The organism is Granulicella sp. S156, assembly GCF_009766105.1.
In the GTDB taxonomy this organism is placed as follows: Bacteria; Acidobacteriota; Terriglobia; order Terriglobales; family Acidobacteriaceae; genus Granulicella.
The window spans coordinates 554,556-571,809 of the sequence record NZ_LMUH01000005.1; the positions used below are offsets into that span (position 1 = coordinate 554,556).

General features: G+C 59.4%; 19 protein-coding genes. 10 read left to right on the plus strand and 9 right to left on the minus strand.

Translation table 11 applies throughout. From position 1 onward, the window contains the following. The first annotated feature begins 99 nt into the window (after positions 1-99). From GSQ91_RS04465 to GSQ91_RS04475, 3 genes are read left to right on the plus strand one after another with little or no spacing between them, the layout of a single operon-like run. On the plus strand, positions 100-1,908 hold the full coding sequence (locus GSQ91_RS04465; protein WP_158820037.1) for an alpha-glucosidase: 1,809 nt from the start codon (positions 100-102) through the stop codon (positions 1,906-1,908). A 45-nt stretch (positions 1,909-1,953) separates the two neighbouring features. Next, complete coding sequence (locus GSQ91_RS26175; protein WP_371417084.1) at positions 1,954-2,175, plus strand: DUF4160 domain-containing protein; 222 nt, start codon at positions 1,954-1,956, stop codon at positions 2,173-2,175. After that, positions 2,153-2,500: a DUF2442 domain-containing protein gene (locus GSQ91_RS04475; protein ID WP_158820039.1), complete on the plus strand. Its 348-nt coding sequence runs from the start codon at positions 2,153-2,155 to the stop codon at positions 2,498-2,500. The genes GSQ91_RS26175 and GSQ91_RS04475 overlap by 23 nt, the downstream gene beginning before the upstream one ends. Here GSQ91_RS04475 and GSQ91_RS04480 read toward each other — a convergent pair whose 3' ends face one another. From GSQ91_RS04480 to GSQ91_RS04495, 4 genes are read right to left on the minus strand one after another with little or no spacing between them, the layout of a single operon-like run. Next, positions 2,501-3,571 carry a ScpA family protein gene (locus tag GSQ91_RS04480; protein WP_158820040.1) on the minus strand — a complete coding sequence of 357 codons (1,071 nt, stop codon included), beginning with the start codon at positions 3,569-3,571 and terminating at the stop codon, positions 2,501-2,503. It lies immediately after the preceding gene. A gap of 2 nt (positions 3,572-3,573) precedes the next feature. After that, the gene (gene trpS, locus GSQ91_RS04485) at positions 3,574-4,755 is read right to left on the minus strand and encodes a tryptophan--tRNA ligase (RefSeq protein WP_158820041.1); all 1,182 of its coding nucleotides are present in this window, start codon (positions 4,753-4,755) and stop codon (positions 3,574-3,576) included. A gap of 47 nt (positions 4,756-4,802) precedes the next feature. Next, positions 4,803-5,471, minus strand: coding sequence for an O-methyltransferase (locus GSQ91_RS04490; RefSeq protein ID WP_158820042.1), 669 nt, complete (start codon positions 5,469-5,471; stop codon positions 4,803-4,805). Positions 5,472-5,519: 48 nt separating this feature from the next. Next, the gene (locus GSQ91_RS04495) at positions 5,520-6,482 is read right to left on the minus strand and encodes a sugar phosphate isomerase/epimerase (protein ID WP_158820043.1); all 963 of its coding nucleotides are present in this window, start codon (positions 6,480-6,482) and stop codon (positions 5,520-5,522) included. Between the two features lie 191 nt (positions 6,483-6,673). On the opposite strand from GSQ91_RS04495, the gene GSQ91_RS04500 reads away from it, so the two are divergent. Genes GSQ91_RS04500 through GSQ91_RS04510 form a run of 3 tightly spaced genes read left to right on the plus strand, consistent with a single transcriptional unit; the run spans position 6,674 to position 9,513 of the window. Beyond that, complete coding sequence (locus GSQ91_RS04500) at positions 6,674-7,546, plus strand: sugar phosphate isomerase/epimerase (RefSeq protein WP_158820044.1); 873 nt, start codon at positions 6,674-6,676, stop codon at positions 7,544-7,546. 34 nt (positions 7,547-7,580) lie between these two features. Next, the gene (locus GSQ91_RS04505; protein WP_158820045.1) at positions 7,581-8,522 is read left to right on the plus strand and encodes a VOC family protein; all 942 of its coding nucleotides are present in this window, start codon (positions 7,581-7,583) and stop codon (positions 8,520-8,522) included. Positions 8,523-8,532: 10 nt separating this feature from the next. Continuing rightward, entirely contained in the window at positions 8,533-9,513 is a 981-nt protein-coding gene (locus GSQ91_RS04510) for a VOC family protein (protein WP_158820046.1), read from the plus strand. On the opposite strand, the gene GSQ91_RS04515 is transcribed toward GSQ91_RS04510, so the two are convergent. Continuing rightward, positions 9,514-10,212 (minus strand): site-2 protease family protein, encoded by a 699-nt coding sequence (locus tag GSQ91_RS04515; protein ID WP_158820047.1) that lies wholly within the window; start codon positions 10,210-10,212, stop codon positions 9,514-9,516. A gap of 87 nt (positions 10,213-10,299) precedes the next feature. Between GSQ91_RS04515 and GSQ91_RS04520 the strand changes: the two genes are divergently transcribed. Then, positions 10,300-11,499, plus strand: a complete 1,200-nt coding sequence (locus GSQ91_RS04520; RefSeq protein WP_158820048.1) for a tetratricopeptide repeat protein — start codon at positions 10,300-10,302, stop codon at positions 11,497-11,499. A gap of 42 nt (positions 11,500-11,541) precedes the next feature. On the opposite strand, the gene GSQ91_RS04525 is transcribed toward GSQ91_RS04520, so the two are convergent. The 3 genes from GSQ91_RS04525 to GSQ91_RS04535 all read right to left on the minus strand — a co-directional run bounded on the left by GSQ91_RS04525 (position 11,542) and on the right by GSQ91_RS04535 (position 13,315). Further along, positions 11,542-12,291, minus strand: coding sequence for an acyltransferase (locus tag GSQ91_RS04525; protein ID WP_158820049.1), 750 nt, complete (start codon positions 12,289-12,291; stop codon positions 11,542-11,544). A 98-nt stretch (positions 12,292-12,389) separates the two neighbouring features. Further along, complete coding sequence (locus GSQ91_RS04530) at positions 12,390-13,133, minus strand: SIMPL domain-containing protein (protein WP_158820050.1); 744 nt, start codon at positions 13,131-13,133, stop codon at positions 12,390-12,392. Beyond that, complete coding sequence (locus GSQ91_RS04535) at positions 13,130-13,315, minus strand: hypothetical protein (RefSeq protein WP_158820051.1); 186 nt, start codon at positions 13,313-13,315, stop codon at positions 13,130-13,132. The genes GSQ91_RS04530 and GSQ91_RS04535 overlap by 4 nt, the downstream gene beginning before the upstream one ends. Before the next feature lie 128 nt (positions 13,316-13,443). On the opposite strand from GSQ91_RS04535, the gene GSQ91_RS04540 reads away from it, so the two are divergent. The 3 genes from GSQ91_RS04540 to GSQ91_RS04550 all read left to right on the plus strand — a co-directional run bounded on the left by GSQ91_RS04540 (position 13,444) and on the right by GSQ91_RS04550 (position 16,311). Next, entirely contained in the window at positions 13,444-13,818 is a 375-nt protein-coding gene (locus GSQ91_RS04540; RefSeq protein WP_254064356.1) for a hypothetical protein, read from the plus strand. Positions 13,819-13,971: 153 nt separating this feature from the next. After that, on the plus strand, positions 13,972-14,256 hold the full coding sequence (locus tag GSQ91_RS04545) for a hypothetical protein (protein WP_158820052.1): 285 nt from the start codon (positions 13,972-13,974) through the stop codon (positions 14,254-14,256). Positions 14,257-14,370: 114 nt separating this feature from the next. Next, a complete protein-coding gene (locus GSQ91_RS04550; protein WP_158820053.1) occupies positions 14,371-16,311 on the plus strand; it encodes a (Fe-S)-binding protein in 1,941 nt (646 codons plus the stop codon). 29 nt (positions 16,312-16,340) lie between these two features. Here GSQ91_RS04550 and GSQ91_RS04555 read toward each other — a convergent pair whose 3' ends face one another. Next, positions 16,341-17,240: a LysR family transcriptional regulator gene (locus GSQ91_RS04555; RefSeq protein ID WP_158820054.1), complete on the minus strand. Its 900-nt coding sequence runs from the start codon at positions 17,238-17,240 to the stop codon at positions 16,341-16,343. Positions 17,241-17,254 lie beyond the last annotated feature (14 nt).

The window sequence follows — 17,254 nt, forward strand, 5'->3', positions numbered from 1 at the left end:
TTCATTCCTACAACACACTATTCGTGAAAATGCTCTAAGGTATCGGCAACTATTTCCTTCGCATGGTAAGGTTTCCTTCTAACAGGGACCTTCATGGAAATGCGACACCTTCTGCTTCGAACACGAAATCTCCTTCCTCTTCTTATCGCTCCGATGCTGTTCTGCGGATCCATCTCCGCACAAACACCCACCGCTGATGCCGGTGCTGTGAAGGCTGCTGCCACGCCTTCGAGTGACGAGACGTGGTGGAAACATGCTGTGATCTATGAGATCTATCCGCGGTCGTTTCAGGATTCCAATGGCGATGGTATCGGCGACCTGAACGGCATTACGCAGCGGCTGGATTATCTGCAGAAGCTTGGCATCGACGCGATCTGGATCTCTCCGATGTACCCATCGCCGCAGGTGGACTTTGGCTACGACATCTCGAACTACGAGAACGTCGACCCGCAGTACGGCACGCTGGCCGACTTCGATCACCTGGTGGCTGAGGCGAAGAAGCGCAATATTCGCATCGTGCTCGATATGGTGCTGAACCATACTTCGGACAAGCATCCGTGGTTCATCGAGTCGGCGAGTTCGCGTGGCAATCCGAAGCATGACTGGTATGTGTGGAATGACGGCGTACCGGGCACAGGCAAGAACGCGCACGAAGGACTGCACGGCAGTGTTGTGCCGCCGAATAACTGGATTTCAGGATTTGGTGGCTCAGCGTGGGAGTGGGTCCCGCAGGTCAAACAGTTCTACTATCACAACTTTTATAAGCAGCAGCCGGATTTGAACTGGCGCAATCCTCAGGTGGAGAAAGCCATGTTTGCATCTATGCAGTTCTGGCTTGATCGCGGCGTTGCGGGCTATCGTCTGGATGCGATTCCTTCCCTTTTTGAAGACCCGCAGTTGCGCAACAACCCGGAGACCGGGGGCACCAACGCGCAGGGCGACCCGAATGTGGAGTCCCTCTATACCGATAACCTGCCGGAGGTGCATGGGACGATTCGCCGCATGCGCGCGATGGTGGCGAAGTATCCTGGCAATCGCGTGCTGATTGGGGAGACCTATCTGCCGAACACCGCCGAACTCGACAAATGGTATGGCGGCGCGGCTCACAATGAGTTGCAACTGCCAATGGATATGATCGTCGGGTTTTCCGATAAGTTAAGCGCTTCGAACTTTCGTGATCGGATTGAAGAGGTCGAAACACAGGTGCACGGTTCACAGCCGTTGCTGGTCTTCGACAACCACGATAATGCGCGCAGCTGGGACCGCTACGGTGATGGCGTGCACAACGTGCAGATCGCCAAGCTGCTGGCGACGATGCTGTTTACCTCTCGCTCGACGGCGCTGATGTACTACGGCGAAGAGCTGGGCATGGTCACCTCAACGCCAACGCGCGTAGAGGACGTAAAGGACCCCATTGGCATTACCGGCTGGCCCAAGGAAAAGGGCCGTGACGGTGAACGCACTCCTATGCAGTGGAATGGTTCTACGGACGCCGGTTTCAGCACAGCTTCTACGACATGGCTGCCTGTGGCTTCGAACTACAGGACGATCAATGTGGAGGCCGAGGGCTCCGATCCCAACTCGCTGTTGAACTGGCACAAGGAACTGATTCGTCTGCGGCGCGATCTTCCCGCGCTGCACGACGGCGGTGTTGTGATGCTCGACCGCGCGAATGAGAACGTGCTGTCTTATGTGCGTACAGCGCCTGCAGGTGCGACCGCTGTCGTGGTGATGTTGAATATGTCGGCGCAGCCACAGACCGTCTCGCTTGACCTTTCGGAAGCAGGCGTGAAAGGCAACCGAGTAAAGACGATTCTGACGGATGAACCTTCGCTCAAGGGTGCGTCGTCGTTGACGAACGTCACGCTGCCGCCGTTCAGTTCGTGGGTTGGGTCGGTGGAGAGGTAGACAGGGCACGTGCCGACTATTTTGAGATTTCGCGGTTTTAGCGTCATGATCTTCACAGACGATCACGAACCGGCGCATGTACACGCTCGTGGGAGGGGCGTGCAGGCCGTTTTTCTTTTGAATTGTAGCGGTGGCCCAGTTGTCCTTCAAAGAAGCGAAGGAACGACAGCTGCCGAAGAGACCGCACTGGCTCGATTTATTACTGAAAATAGAGCTATTCTGTGTGGAGCATGGGAGGAGTTGCATGGTCACACAGGAAGAGCATGATCTTGCGGCAGAGCGCGGTCGCAAGATCAAAGAGAGCGGTCTTTACGCAGTCGCTGCTCGCTTTGATGCTGCGACTGGGCTGATGCATGTCACCTTGAAGAAGGGCTTCACTGTTTCCTTCCCGAAAGAGCGTTCGCAGGTAATGGCGAACGCGACTAACGAGGACTTGAGTGAGGTAGAGGTTTCAGGAGCAGGCTGGTATGTCATCTTCCCTAAGCTCGACGACGGCTTCACCGTTGAAGGCATGCTGGCGGGTCGCTTTGGCAATGATCACTGGGAACGTGAATGGGCCGAAAAGCATCCTGGCCATGTACTGGCAGCCTGATTAGCTCCAGTCGTCCCGTACCTGTGCCTGATCGGCGAAGACCTGTTCGAACTGGTCGGTCTTCTTGATGAGGATGTCGCCCAATTGCTCAGACTGGCGGAGCAGGATTGCCTGTAGTCTCACAAGTTCCAGCATGGCAAGGAACGTGCAGATCAGTGCGCGCTCAGAGTGCGTGCTGTGCAGCATGCGACGCAGGCTTACGGGTTTGTCTTCCATCAACAGGCGGCGCTTCACGTAGTCGATCATCTGCGCTACGGTGACGGAGTCCTCGTTGATGGAGTGCACCGGACGTTCGCGTAGACGCTGCAGAATGTCCTGAAACACGCGTACGAGGTCGACTGTATCGGCAGCGATCTCGCGTTCGCCGTCGACGGAATCCACGCCTTCATCGTGCAGAAAGGCCTTCAGGCCGGGCTTCGACCAGGTGGCTTCTTCGATCTGTTGTTTCTGCATCAGCATCTGCGCGGCGGCTTTGAAGCGTTCGTGTTCCAGCAGACGCTCAACCAGTTCGCGGCGGGGGTCTTCATCGATGCCCGCGGCAACTGCCAGCGGATCGCGTGGCAGCAGCGTCTTCGATTTGATGTGGATGAGCAGTGAGGCCACGTAGATAAACTCACCGGCGGCATCGACGTCGGTCTGCTTCAGGTGGTGCGTGTACTCCAGAAACTGCGCGGTGATACGCGCGATGGGGATGTCGTAGATGTCGATGTTCTGCTTGCGGATGAGATCGAGCAGAAGGTCGAGCGGACCGTCGTAGACCTGGCCGACGGTGACCGAGAAGGGCGACTGCGAGGCCTCCTCTTTGTCTTTGTCCTTCTGCGTCTGCTTCCTGGGTTCAGGCGGTGGAGGCGGTGTGGGAGGGTGCTCGAGCGCGAAGGGTTCAGAGGGCGCGATGACGTCATCGGACGCGGCAGCGGCTTTGCTGGTTGGAGCGGCATCCTCGGCCGGCGCCGCTGTTTCGGCATCCTGAGTCTCGGCGGTCTCGGCAACGATCTCCGGAGCATCCTGTTTGTGGGTGCTGATCTCTTCGCCTGCCTCGGTCGTTTGTTCGTCCTTCTGCTCTTCGCTCATCGTTATGCCAGCCCCATCGCCAACTGCACCTCGTGCAGCGTCTCCTGCGCGCGCTTGGCGGCGCGGGCGCCACCGTTGGCGAGTACGTCCTTGATGACGCCGGGACGCTTTTCCAGATCGCGGCGGTGCGCCTGAATCGGCGCAATGGTGGTGACGATCGCATCCGCAACCCAGCTCTTGCATTCGATGCAACCGATGCCTGCTGTGCGGCAGCCTTCGGCGGCTTCGGCCTGCACGGTTTCACTGGAGAAGACCTTGTGCAGATCGAAGACCGGGCAGATGTCTGGATTGCCGGGGTCGGTGCGGCGAATGCGCGCGGGGTCGGTGACCATTGTCTTCAGCTTCTCGCGCAGATCGGCTTCGGGCTCGGAGAGCATGATCGTGTTGCCGTAGCTCTTCGACATCTTGCGGCCATCGAGCCCCGGCAGTTTCGGCGAGGGCGTCAGCAACACCTTGGGCTCGGGCAGAATTTCACCGCGGCCAAAGCTGCCGATCTTCTTCGTCTGCCCCGCAGCTTCAAAGAGCTGGTGAGGGCTGAAGTCGGTGCGCGTCGAGTTCTTGGGCTCGCCCGCGAGCTTGCGGGCCTTCTCGAGAATGGCCTGCATCTCCCAGGGAGCGGCGTCGGGCGCGAGATAGAAGTCGCCGGGATAGAGCTGGTTGAAGCGCCGTGCGACCTCGCGCGTGAGCTCGACGTGAGCCACCTGGTCCGCGCCGACGGGCACGAAGTCCGGCTTATAGAGCAGGATGTCAGCGGCCTGCAGCAGCGGATAGCCGAGGAACCCGTAGGTGCTCAGGTCCTTGCTCGAAAGCTGCTGCTGCTGGTCCTTGTAGGTAGGTACGCGCTCCAGCCAGCCCAGCGGGGTGAACATGCTGAACAGGGTGAAGAGCTGGGCGTGCTGCAGCACATCGCTCTGCCGGAAGATAACGCAGCGGCCGGGATCGAGGCCGGCGGAGAGAAAGTCCAGCGTGATCTCGAGGATGTTGTTCTGTACGTTGCCCGGATCGGCGTAGTCGGTGGTCAGGGCGTGCAGGTCGGCGATGAAGAAGTAGCAGTCGTACTCCTGCTGCAGGCGCACCCAGTTGTAGAGGGCGCCCATGTAGTTGCCGAGGTGCAGCCTGCCGGTGGGGCGCATGCCGCTGAGAACGCGCGGGCGCGGTATCGATCGTGAAGATGAAAGGCTCATTGTTTCCGAGGTTAAGGATACATGGCTGGAGGCCCAGCCCCTATTTACTACCCTAGAACCAATGCCATGGCAAAACCGTCATAGCCTTTGCTGCCCACCGTCTGCAGGGCGGTGGCGGAAAGACGGGGCTCCGCCGCCATCAGTTCGAGAAAACGCCGCTGTCCCTGCACATTGGGATCGGTGCTGGATGGGTCAGCGACCTCGCCCTCGCGCACGATGTTGTCGCCGATGAGGAGCGTTCCGGGGCGTGAGAACTTGAGCGCCCAGGGCAGATAGTTGGGGTTATTCGGCTTGTCGGCGTCGATAAAGATCAGGTCGAAGGGCTCGGTGCCCTCTTTTTCCATGTTGGCGAGGGTCTCCAGCGCCGGACCGACCCGGATCTCGACGATCTTCTGCAGTCCTGCGCGCGCGATATTGGCGCGGGCGACTTCGGCGTGTTTGGGGCTGAACTCCAGCGTCGTAAGGTGGCCGTCCGCAGGCAGCGCACGCGCCATCCAGATGCTGCTGTAGCCGCCAAGGGTGCCGATCTCGAGAATCCTGCGTGCGCCCCGCAGCTGCACCAGCAACTGCAGGAACTTGCCCTGATTCGGGGCGACGTCGATGGCGGGCAGGCCAGCCTTGGTATTGGCCTGCAAGGCGGCGTCGAGCACTGGATCTGAGGGCACAAGCGTTTCGGAAAAATAGCGGTCTACGGCGGTCCATTGCTTCTGTGACATCGTTACTCCTTTAAGCATTGTTCTCGCAATTCTCGGTTTATGCCTGCTCTAGGCCCACCACGCTTCTGCGGCGGGTTCGCGGGGAAGAATCTTCTTCAGCAGGTCGACAGCGAATCTGACTCCTTCATCAACCGACAGGAGAGGGTCTTCATGTTCGATGCTAATAGCGCCGTCGTACTGGACGGTGCGCAGGGCGCTGAGAATCTCGCGCCACTCCTGCTCGCCATGGCCGAAACCGACAGTGCGGAAGTTCCAGGAGCGCTCTGCCACGTTGCGATAACTCTTAGCGTCGAGCACGCCATTGCGGCTGAGTGTGTGCTGCTGGAAGGCAAGATCTTTGGCATGAACATGGAAGATCGAGTCACCCAGTGCGGCGATTGCCGTAGGAATGTGGACGCCCTGCCAGAACAGGTGGCTGGGATCGAAGTTGATCCCGAGGTTGTCTCCCACGGCGGCGCGCAGACGGAGCAGCGTCTCCGGGTTGTAGACCAGGAAGCCAGGGTGAGCTTCCAGCGCGACACGGACGCCATGCGAACGGGAGAACTCTGCCGCTTCGCGCCAGTAGGGAATCGCGACTTCTTCCCATTGCCAGGCGAGCAGCTCAGAGAACTCCGGCGGCCACGGAGTTACAACCCAGTTGGGCACTTTGGAACCTGCGCGGTCGCCGGGACAGCCGGAGAAAGTGACGACTGTCTTTACGTTCAGCCGTTCCGCAAGCAGCACGGTCCGGCGAAAGGTGGCATCGTCGCGTTCGGCGAGGTCGCGGTCCGGATGCAGAGGATTGCCGTGGCAGGAGAGCGCGCTTATGCTCATTCCGTTGTCGGCAAGGTGGCGGACGAAGGCCTGCGCTCGCGAAGGATTGGCCAGCAACTCGTCGACGGGCAGATGCGGATTTCCCGGAAATCCACCGGCTCCCAGTTCGAGCGCCTCGATGCCGAGAGCGGCCGTTTTCTCGATCATCTTGTCTACGGATAGGCTGCCGTACACGGCGGTGAAAAGTCCTAACTTCATCCCATCATCCTCGCTAGGCAATCATCCTACATCTGTGAAGTGACATGCTTGTCCGTCAACGAAAGCCAGGAACCTGCGCTCCTCTCGAGGTATTCGAACTTCTATGTGGCGACTTTGTCTTCGCCAGTCAACCGGATTGACAGCAGAACCGGCGGAGTGGTCTCCTTGTGCCGCAGAGGCGCAACGCGACTATGACATCCATCTCTTCCTGTAATCGACGTGTCTTTCTCCAATCACTCTCCGCGACCGCGCTGCTGGCGGCAACTCGTCCGGTGTGGGGCGAGGCGGTTCCGGCCATTGGCGCGCAACTCTATACGCTACGTAAGGAAGTGGTGAAGGACCTGCCGGGAACGCTGGCAGCAGTTCGCAAGATCGGCATTACACAGGTCGAGGCGTTCCCCACGGTTTATACCCATCCTGCTGCGGAACTGAAGAGAATCATCGAAGACGCAGGGCTTACCTGCCCCAGCGGCCACTTCGACTACGACAAGCTCGATGAGGGGCTGGACTATGCGAAGGCACTGGGCCTTTCGTATATGGTCTGTCCGATGCTGCCGAATTCCATGTGGAATGCCGAGGGCTTTGCGCAGGCTGCGGAACGGTACAACAGGATTGGCGCGAAGGCGCATAGCCTGGGGATGAGGTTCGCGTTCCACAATCACAACTATGAGTTTCGCCCGATAAGCCGTCCCGGCCAGGCCGACACCAATGGTCTATCGGTGCTGCTGGAGCGTACAGATCCGAAGCTCGTCTTCTGGGAAGAAGACTGCTATTGGGTTACGCAGTCCGGTAACAATGCGCTCACCTTGTTGAAGCAACATGTGGACCGCGTGCGCCTGCTGCACCTCAAGGATCGCCAGCCTCAGGCGAAGGCGAGCTTCGACATGTCCAAGGATTCGGCGTTCTTTACCGAGGTGGGAACGGGCACGATTGCGTGGCCACCCATCCTGAAGATAGCGCGAGAGACGGGCGCGCTGTTGTTTATCGAGCAGGATCAGACGACGCTACCGCCGCTCGAAAGCCTGGCAATTAGCTATCGCAATCTGCGCAAGTATCTTGCCTAGTAAACCGCACACAATGACAAAGGTGATGAGAAATATGACTGGAAAGAAAGCCGCTGTTTTCGGCCTGGCACTTGCCTGTGGTCTTACGTTTGCGCAGAGCGTGGAGGCGCAGAATAAGCCGGTACGCCCGGCCATCACGGGTATCGCGCACCTTGTAGTGCTCGACGAGAACCTGGCAGCAACGAAGCATTTTTACGGCGATGTGATTGGATGGCCGGCCAGCAAGCCTCTCGATCCCGCGGATGCCGTGCACTATCAGGTGGGGCTGAAGCAGTACATCGAGGTAAAGACCGCGCCTGCACATAACCCGCCCGACCGCGTAGCACTCCTGGCCTTGGAAACAACCGATGTGCGAGCACTGCGTGCGTATCTGGCCGCGAACGGTGTGAGTGTGCCGCCGAAGGTCGAGCGCCACGCCAACGGTTCGCTTGCGTTCGATATGACCGACCCCGACGGGTATCGCATCGAGTTCACGCAGGGAGGGAAGTTTCCTCAGCCGTCGGCTAATGCGATCAGCACTCATATCATCCATGCAGGCTTCACTGTTCACAATGTGGATGCGGTGAAGCATTTCTATCTGGATGTTCTCGGCTTCAGGCCCTACTGGCATGGCTGGCAAACAGACGCAGGCCATGTGGATGGCATGGACGACTACATGGCCGTTCAGGTTCCCGACGGCTCCGATTGGGTCGAGTTCATGCTCTCCGATGGCCGCAACATTCCTGCCGGAAGTCCAACCCATAATCCGCATCACTTTGCGCCGGGCGTCGTGAGCGTGGCGGCTGCGTATGCGATTGTGCAGCAACGCGACCCAGCTCTCGCGGCCAAGGTTCACCCCCAGCAGGGACGCGATGGCAAAGGACAACTGAACCTCTTCGATCCCGACCACACGCGGGTTGAGTTCATGGACTTCCAGCCGCACGAAAAACCCTGCTGCTCCGACTTCACCGCTTCATCGCCACAGCCGCAACCCTAAGGACGCTTACGTGAATCTTCGCCGGGCTTTCAAGTTGCCTCTCTATGCCGGCCTTCTTCCAGGCATTTTGTGCATGGCTCTTTGCGCGAATGCGCAGAGTGTGACTCCGCAGCGTCCGCGGATTACCGGCATCTCGCATGTCGGATATTTCGTTTCCAATCTGCCCGCCTCCATTGCGTTCTGGCATGACTTTCTTGGCTTCGATGAAGCCTATGACTTGAAGAAGCCGGGCAGCGACGAAACTCGCATCGCCTTTATCAAGATCAACGATCATCAGCACGTCGAACTCTTCAACGAGGCTCCCGCCGATCCGCGCAATAGGATGAGCCACATCTGCTTCACGGTGGACAACGTGGAGCAGATGCGCGCCTATCTGCGTTCGCAGGGCTTCGAGGTGAAGCCGGGCAACGGCGGCAAGACGCGCACGGGCGACCATGCGTTCGAGATCAAAGACCCGGATGGAACGCTCGTTGAGTTCGTCCAGAGCCTGCCTGATGGGCTCGAGATGAAGGCTGCGGGCAAGTTCCTTCCGGATACCCGCATTTCGACGAAGATCTACCACGCGGGATTTCTCGTTGGAAACAGCCAGCGGTCTCTGGATTTCTATGGCAAGGTTCTGGGCTTCAAAGAGACGTGGCGTGGAGGCGGTAACCCAGCGGAGTTGAGCTGGATCAACATGCGCGTTCCCGACGGCGATGACTACGTGGAGTTCATGCTCTACCGCAAGCTCCCGACTGATTCGTGGGGTGGTAAGAACCATCTTTCGCTCGAGGTGCCGGATGTCGCCAAGGCTGTCGAGATTCTGGAGTCGCGGCCTGCGTTCAAGAGGTACGGCAAGCCGTTGACCGTCGCTACCGGTATCAACCGCAAGCATCAGGTCAACATCTTCGATCCGGATGGCACCCGAGTAGAGCTTATGGAACCACGCACCATCGATGGCAAGCCAGCGCCGCCGTCGACTGCGCCGCCACCACCGTCGTCGCACGACTAGCTACAAGGTAAAGAGCAGGCCATTGAAGATGGCGAGCAAGGGGCCGAAGATCCTCATGATGATGCCGAAGCCGAGAAACATGAAGCCGAACATCAGATAGAGCCCGATGCTCTGGTAGGTCTGTGCTGCGTTGTAGGGCAGATAGTGCATCAGGATCTTGCCGCCATCCAGAAACGGCAGCGGAATCAGGTTGAAGACGAAGAGCAGCAGATTGACCAGGATGCAGAAGTAGAGAAACAGGACCAGCGGAAAGATCGACGGCAGGCCTTCGGTAGGAACTCCGAGATGGCGAAGCCCGAGCGCTACTGCGGTGGCGAGTGAAGCGTTCGCATCGGGGTTGATGTGACGGAAGATGATCAGTACAACCAGCGCGACAATTGCCGCGATCAGTTGCGCGACCGGGCCTGCGAGCGTCGCGATCATCTCGTCCCGCGAAGGGCGACGGAAGTTGCGCGGAGTCATAGGGACGGGCTTACCCCAGCCCAGGATCAAGGGGCTGCGGAAGATATAAATCAGCGGCCAGAGCGCCATGCCGAAGGGGTCGAAGTGCTTCGCCGGGTTCATCGTCATGCGGCCCATCATCCGTGCCGTCGGGTCGCCGAGGCGGTTGGCCATCCAGGCTTGCGCGCAGTCGTGCAGGGAGATGGCGAGCACCATCACAAGAAGTTCGAAGATTACCAATGCGACGATTAACGGCATGGAGATAGCTTACCGGAGGACGATTTCACGGGTTCTTTAGGTGCGCGATTAGGATGGGCCATGCCGTAGACATCCCTGGAGGGTACGATGCGAACGACGAAGTTCATTCTGGCCATGGGTTTGATGTTGGTAGTGGTCTCTGCGCGCTCGCAGGCCCCAGCCGAAAAAACCGACGCAGAGATCAAAGCGGAGGGTGAGCAGGCGCGGGCGCTGTACGAAAAGCAGAACTTCCTGGAGGCGCTGCCGCTCTATGAGGACTTGCACACGCGCCGTCCGCAGAACCTGCTTTACCAGGAACGGCTAGCCATGACGCTGCTGGCAAAGGCCAGCCAACAATCTCCAGAGGACGCGCAGGCTACCCGGCGACGCTCCAGGGAGTTATTGCTCCAGGCCAAGGCCGCCGGAGACAACAGCAATCTGATACAGATTCTGCTGGAAAAACTGCAGGACGCCGATCAACCGGCCAAGGCTGAGCCGGTTGGTCATGAGTGGATGCAGAAAGGTGAAACTGCTTTTTCCAGCGGCGATCTTCAGGCAGCGGTGGGCTTCTACAAGCAGGCGCTCGATGCCAATCCGCAGTACTACGTGGCCGCGCTCTTTGCCGGTGATGCGGAGTACAAGCTGAATCATCCGGCCGAGGCGGGCAAGTGGTTTGCCCGTGCTATCGAGATCAATCCGGATGTCGAGACGGCTTACCGCTACTGGGGCGATTGCCTGGAGAAGGCCGGCGACCACACGCAGGCCGAAGCGAAGTTTATCGGTGGGATCGTAGCGGAGCCTTATTCGCGAGCGCCACGTCTTGGGTTGAAGCAATGGGCCGACCGCAATCACGCTATGGTCGTGGCGCCTCCTATCAAGCTGCCCGCAAGAGCGACGACAGGTAAAGATGGCCATATCAACATCACTATGTCCATGCCGGCGGCAGCGGATAAAGATAACAAGGAAAGTGCTCTGGCACTGTCGTATTCGATGGAGTCCGCACTCTGGCAGGGCGATGAGTTCAGGAAGCACTTTCCAAACGAAAAGACTTACCGCCACTCCTTGCTTGAAGAGGCTACCAGTGTGCGGCTGATGCTATCGGTGGTCCGCGAGCAGAAGATCCCAGAGAACACGTTGAGTGCTTCCACCAAGTTGCTGCTGGAGCTGGACAACGCGGGCATGCTGGAGTGCTGGATCTTGCTCGATGATCCGGACCAGGGCATTGCGCAGGACTATGCCGCCTATCGCAAGGACCATCGCGAGTTACTGGCCAAGTACATCGCACAGTATGACGTACATCCTATGTAGAGCGCCCACTGTCGCGCTATTCCGCGGGCAAGAGTCGATGTATCACTTCTGCAGTTTGACTTTGGCTGGGATGCCAAGGGCAACGGTGTGCGCAGGCACATCGCGGGTAGCGACGCCGAGCGCGCCAAGCATGGCATCCTCGCCGATGCGCCTGCCGGCAAGCACCGTCGCGTGGTAGGTGATACGGGCTCGCGGGCCGATCTCGGTGCGATGGTTCGTTACATCCTTAGAGTCCTGCAGGTCGTGGCTGTGCGAATAGATGTTCGCGTAGTCGCTGATGCTGGAACCCTCATGAATGGTGATGCCGCCGCGGTCGTCAAGCAGCACATGGCGGTGGATCCAGCAGTCGTCGCCGAGGGAGAGGTTGTAGCCGAAGCTGAATTCGACGTGCTGGAAGATGCGCACACGCTCCCCCATGTGGGCGAAGATGTGGCGGCCGAGCATCTGCCGCAGGCGCTCGCCGAGCCATTGGTTTGCGCCGAGCGGAGAGGCGTCGAACTGCAGCCACAGCCAGATGAGCGGCTTGCGGGGGTAGTAGCGCTTGGGGTCCATGTCCCCGTAGTACTCAGGCTCCAGCGTAATGTTGCGCGGGTCGAGATGCGCCAGCGCCAACGCATTGGGGGAAGACGTCAGCGGGTAGAGCATCATGCGCAACGCCGAACGTACGATCTCGCTGCGGGCCTCATAGCCCGGGTTTGCAGTGAAGGCTTCATCCAATGACTCGAGCCATTGGGTATAGGTCTGCGCGGCCTCGGGCGTGGGCTGCAAGTCGCGGTAGGGAAGTACGGGCATGGTGAGGTTCTCTCGTGAAGTTGTGTGATCGAAGCGCGGCAGACAAAGAGTTCGTCAGCGACAACAACGCAGGGAGAGACGGGTTGCGGATCTCATGGTTACTCGATGGCGTAAATGATCTGCACGGTTGCCGTGCTCTGTACGCGCTGTGCTTCGATAGCGAGTGGAGCGGGAGCATTTGCTTCCGAACTCTTCATGTAACTATTCATCATCATGGGGCGTGGACCGATGAAGTTGGAAGTCACACTGTTGGTCGCATACAGGGGTTTGCCGAGCGTGACGTCCAGGCCCTTAGCCAGCTCCGCTGCGAGGGCGTGGGCGTGCTCGGTGGCGATGCGGACGGCTTCGCCGTCCAGCGTGATGCGGTCCCTCATACGCCAGTTGATGTCACCGCTCTGGTTGGCGCCAGCCTGTACGGCGGCGTCGAGGATGAGTGCGGCGTTCTTCGGATCGACGCTGACGGTCCAGCTCTGCTCGACGCTGAACTTCATCCCCTTCTGGGTCTTGATCTCGTAGTCGGTCAGGCGAGAGACGCGCTGGCTCTGGCTCTGGATCTGGATATCGGAGCGTGTGGCTCCGGCGTCGAGCATGGCCTTGGTGATGCCGTTGGAGCTCTCGGAAGCAGCTTTATAGGCTTCCTGAAGCGTAGGGCCGTAGACCGTGAAGCCGACGTGGAGGTCGGCGACTTCAGGGTCGGCCTCGGCGTGGTCCGTGGCGGAGATCGAAATGGTGCGATTGTCCTTGTTGATTTGAATGGACGGGTTTTCAGCAGTCTGTGCGATCGTGGCCACGGGCAGTGTGGCGGCAAAGAGTACGAGAGCGCCGAGGTAGAGGGTCTTCATCGCAGTCCATCCTTATCGCCGCTCAACAAGTCGGCGAGTGTCTCTTTATGTTTGGGTTTGGCAGCGGCTTTTGCCTTGGGGTCGGGTAGTATGCGCTCCGCCGGAGGCGAGCCGAGGCGTTCGCGAGCGTTGGCCTTTACGGCCTTCGTCACGGAAAAGACTTTCTTCTTCGGTTTGGCCAACGGGTGCTGCCTCCTCTGCGTTTTCCAGCGTACTCCAATTGGACGTTCAGTCAGGCGAGAGGGCTGTCTGCGTGGCATGCTTCGTGATGCCTCGCGCAGGGGTAGCATAGGAGTTGGAGAGGTCTGGCGTGGAACAGCGCGCCGGAGGTGCAGAGATGGAAGAGCGCGACTTTTTTGACGAGCGGCCCGAGGAGCGGACGCATACGATGATCTGTCCGCACTGTGGGCAGGCGGGCGAGTACCAGCTGAACTGGCTGGTGCGGCGCAAGAAGCAGCAGATTCCCCGCGGAGCCGACGAGCGCGACCGCGCACGCTTTGCCAAGGCCCAGAGCTACATGGTTCGCCGCGACGATCTGGTCGGGTGCAAGAATATCCGTTGCCGTAAACGCTTTGAAGTCACAGGGATACAGTCGGTGGCGGACTTGCAGGAGGCTGTCACAGGTCCAGCCGAAAATCGTGCCGAACGCATCAAGGCGGCCTTCGGCAGGCGCAATCTGGGGTGAACTTAGGGGGAACCACAGGAGTTAACCCCGGGTTCAAGTTCTGGTTGAAGTGTTACCTATTCGGCAATGGCCTTTGTGGTTCACAGGGCCGGTTGTGATTTAATGACATTGCAGCGCTGTAGCAGCGCGACAAGATTTGCAGGAGATTGAACGATGGCCAACGTGCTAGTACCCGTAGAAGAACGCAACCTGTCCCCCGACGAGGTCGCGCACCTGGATCGCCGCCGTCGCCGTGGACACCTGTTTCTGGTGATGGGCTTTCAGTTTCTGCTGGTCAGCATCTTCGTTCTGCTCTGGAGCGGACAGGATGCCACCTACTCGCCCGGCTGGACTCACCCGATGCTCTATTGGGACATCCTGGTGTTCACGCTTGCAGTGACCTTCCTGGTCAAGGGCATTAGCCTGCGCCGTGGTCTCAACGAGTTCTTCTCGTACTAGAGGTTTCTTTTTAGGATCATGAACGGCGGGCTTCGGCTCGCCGTTTTGTTTGCCCCGAGCAGTCGGTCTCCACATCTGCTATCGTGACAGGTTCGCTCTTGAGCGGAGGCGCAAGTGGCTGCTGTTGGTTTCGGGATGAGAGCGTTGGCGGGTATAACCCTCGCTGAACCGCTGGGTTTTTCGGTCGTCGAGATAGTGGTGGTGCTGCTGCTGTGCGCAGCTTCGGCGGCGATGTTTCTGTGGCGGCTGCGGCCGATTGCGAGCAACATCTGGCGTTCGAAGAAGGATACGGACTTCTCGCTTAGGCCGGTCGGAAAGCGCGTCTGGGTCTTCTTCTGGGAGGTCCTCTGCCAGGCAAAAGTCATCCGGCAGCGGCCTGTGCCGGGCATGGCGCATGCCTTTGTGTTCTGGGGATTTCTGGCGTTTGCGCTGGTCAGCCTCAACCATCTTGCAACCGGACTGCACCTCGGGTTCCTGCAGCATGTGGGGTTTGTCGGGACGTTCTACTTCGGCTTCGCGGGCATCTGGGCAGTGCTGGTTGCGGTGTCGATTGCCGGGCTGTTCTGGCGGCGTTTTGTGACGAGGCCGAAGTGGCTGGGCGAGAAGGTCTCGGTTGAGTCGGGCGTCATCGCCGGCTTGATCTTCGTGCTGATGGTCAGCTACCTCGCTGCATTCTTCGTGGCGGACAATGGCTTGGCTGTGCAGTTTTTGTGGTGGATTCATACGCTGGCGCTGTTGATCTTCCTGCCGCTGATTCCGCACACCAAGCACCTGCATCTCGTTCTCAGTCCGCTGACGGTCTTTCTCAAACGCAATGAGTTCTCGCAGATTCCCAAGCTGGAAGGTGATGAGGATTTCGGTCTGGTCGCTGGTAAGGACCTCACGCAAATCATCTCGCTGCAGGCGTATAGCTGCGTGGAGTGCGGTCGCTGCACCGAGCACTGCCCCGCATCGACGACGGGCAAGGTGCTCAACCCGAAGGAGATTGTGCTGGGGGTCCGGAGCTATCTCAACAGCTTCGGCCCGGCCAGCGAGACACCGCTGTTGAATGAGATGCGAGAAGAGTCCGCGAACGCGTCGCCGGATAATCCCATAGCGAACTACCTCAGCATGGAAGCCGCGTTTGAATGTACGACCTGCGGCGCGTGCGAGTACCAGTGCCCGGTCGGCGTGGAGCATCTGCCGATTATGGTGGGCCTGCGGCGCGGTGCCGTGAACACCGGAGCGTGGGAAGACCGCTACGGCACCAAGCTCTTTCTCGCGCTCGAAAAGCAGGGCAATGCGCTGGGGCTGAGTGCGCTGGAGCGCGATAAGTTCATTGCCAAGCAGGAGTTTCCAATCTTCGATGGCTCGCAGGAGTACTGTCTGTGGCTAGGCTGCATGGGTGGCTACGACCCCAAGGGCCGCGAGATCATCGCCGATTTCGCACGCGTGATGCGGTATCTCGGCACAAGCTTCGGTGTGCTGAAGAAAGAAAAATGTACGGGGGACCCTGCGCGCCGTCTGGGCAACGACCTCGTCTTTGGCTCGCTGGCGGAGACCGGTTTGAAGGCCTTTGAGCAGGCGAAGGTGAAGAAGATCGTCGCCATTTGCCCGCACTGCGTCCGCACGATTGCAACCGATTGGCGCGAGTATGGCATCGCGCCGGAGATCGAACACCACTCCGAGTTCATGGCTCGCTATGCGGACAGACTACCGAAGCAGAACGGCGAGAGCATCGTCTATCACGACCCCTGTTACCTGGGCCGCTATCGCGATGTCTACGAAGAGCCACGTGTGGTGGTCGCGGCTGCGGGCGAGCTCGTCGAAGCCGAACGCAATCATGAACGATCGTTCTGCTGCGGCGCGGGTGGAGGTCTGGCGTTTCTCGGGGAAGAGACGGGTGACCGCGTGAGCCATGTGCGCGCGAAGGAACTTGTCGCCACAGGAGCACAGACGATCGGCACAGCCTGCCCGTTCTGCAACACGATGTTCCGTGATGCGCTGGGAGCTGTCGGTGGCGAACAGCCGCCGCAGTTGCTGGATATCGCGCAGTTGACGGCGCGGGCGTTGTAGATGTGTCGCAAAACCCCGTAGGAAACGCATCAGGGATGAATCCGCTTGGACCGTGGATTCGCTAGTTTTGTTCCGCGTCGAGGCGACTCAGACATACTCGCGAGGAGTTGGCCGAACTCCAGAGAGGCCGCCGTCTTGCCGCCAGCGCTCCAGGCCAGCACGAAGTCAGCCTTGGGCAAAGGTGGCAGGTCGAACTGATCGCCAACCACCTTCATTCCTGGTTCCAGTTCTTCGCGCGTCAACACGGTAACGCCGAGGCCAGCCAGCATGGCGGCACGGAGTCCTTGCTGACTGGGCGACGTGAAGACGATGTGCCACTCGATGGAGGTGCCCTCCAGGGCTGTGATGCCAATCTGGCGATTGACACAGGGCGCGGGCGACAAGGCGAGCGGCAGCGAGGAACCTTGTGGCCGCTCGAAGGTCTCGGCGGCGGCCCAGACGAATTGCGATCTGCGCAACACCGTACCCTCCGGCTTGCCGGACATCGACATCACCACCGCGAGGTCCAGTTCCCCGGCGTTGACCATCGCTTGCAGATCAAGATAATTACTGACGCTCACGTCGAGACGAACCGCAGGGAAGGCCCGGGCAAACTGGCATAGGAGTGGAGGCAGTCGATCGCCCAGGAACGTCTCTGGCACGCCAACGCGTATGACGCCCGAGACCGGAGACGGCTGGAAGCGTTGGGTCAACGCATCGAGCGAGGTCAAAATCTGTTCCGCATAGCGCAGAAACTCGTTGCCCTCCTCGGTGAGGGTCAGGCTCCGCGTAGTGCGGTGCAGCAGCGGCCTGCCAACCTGCTCTTCGAGACGCTTGATCTGGTGACTGATGGCAGACTGGGTGAGGTTCAGCCGCAGCCCTGCGCGCGTGAAACCGCCCGTCTCCTTGACGGCCAAAAGCGCACGCAATAGGGCGGGATCGAAATCCATGACTCCAATATAGA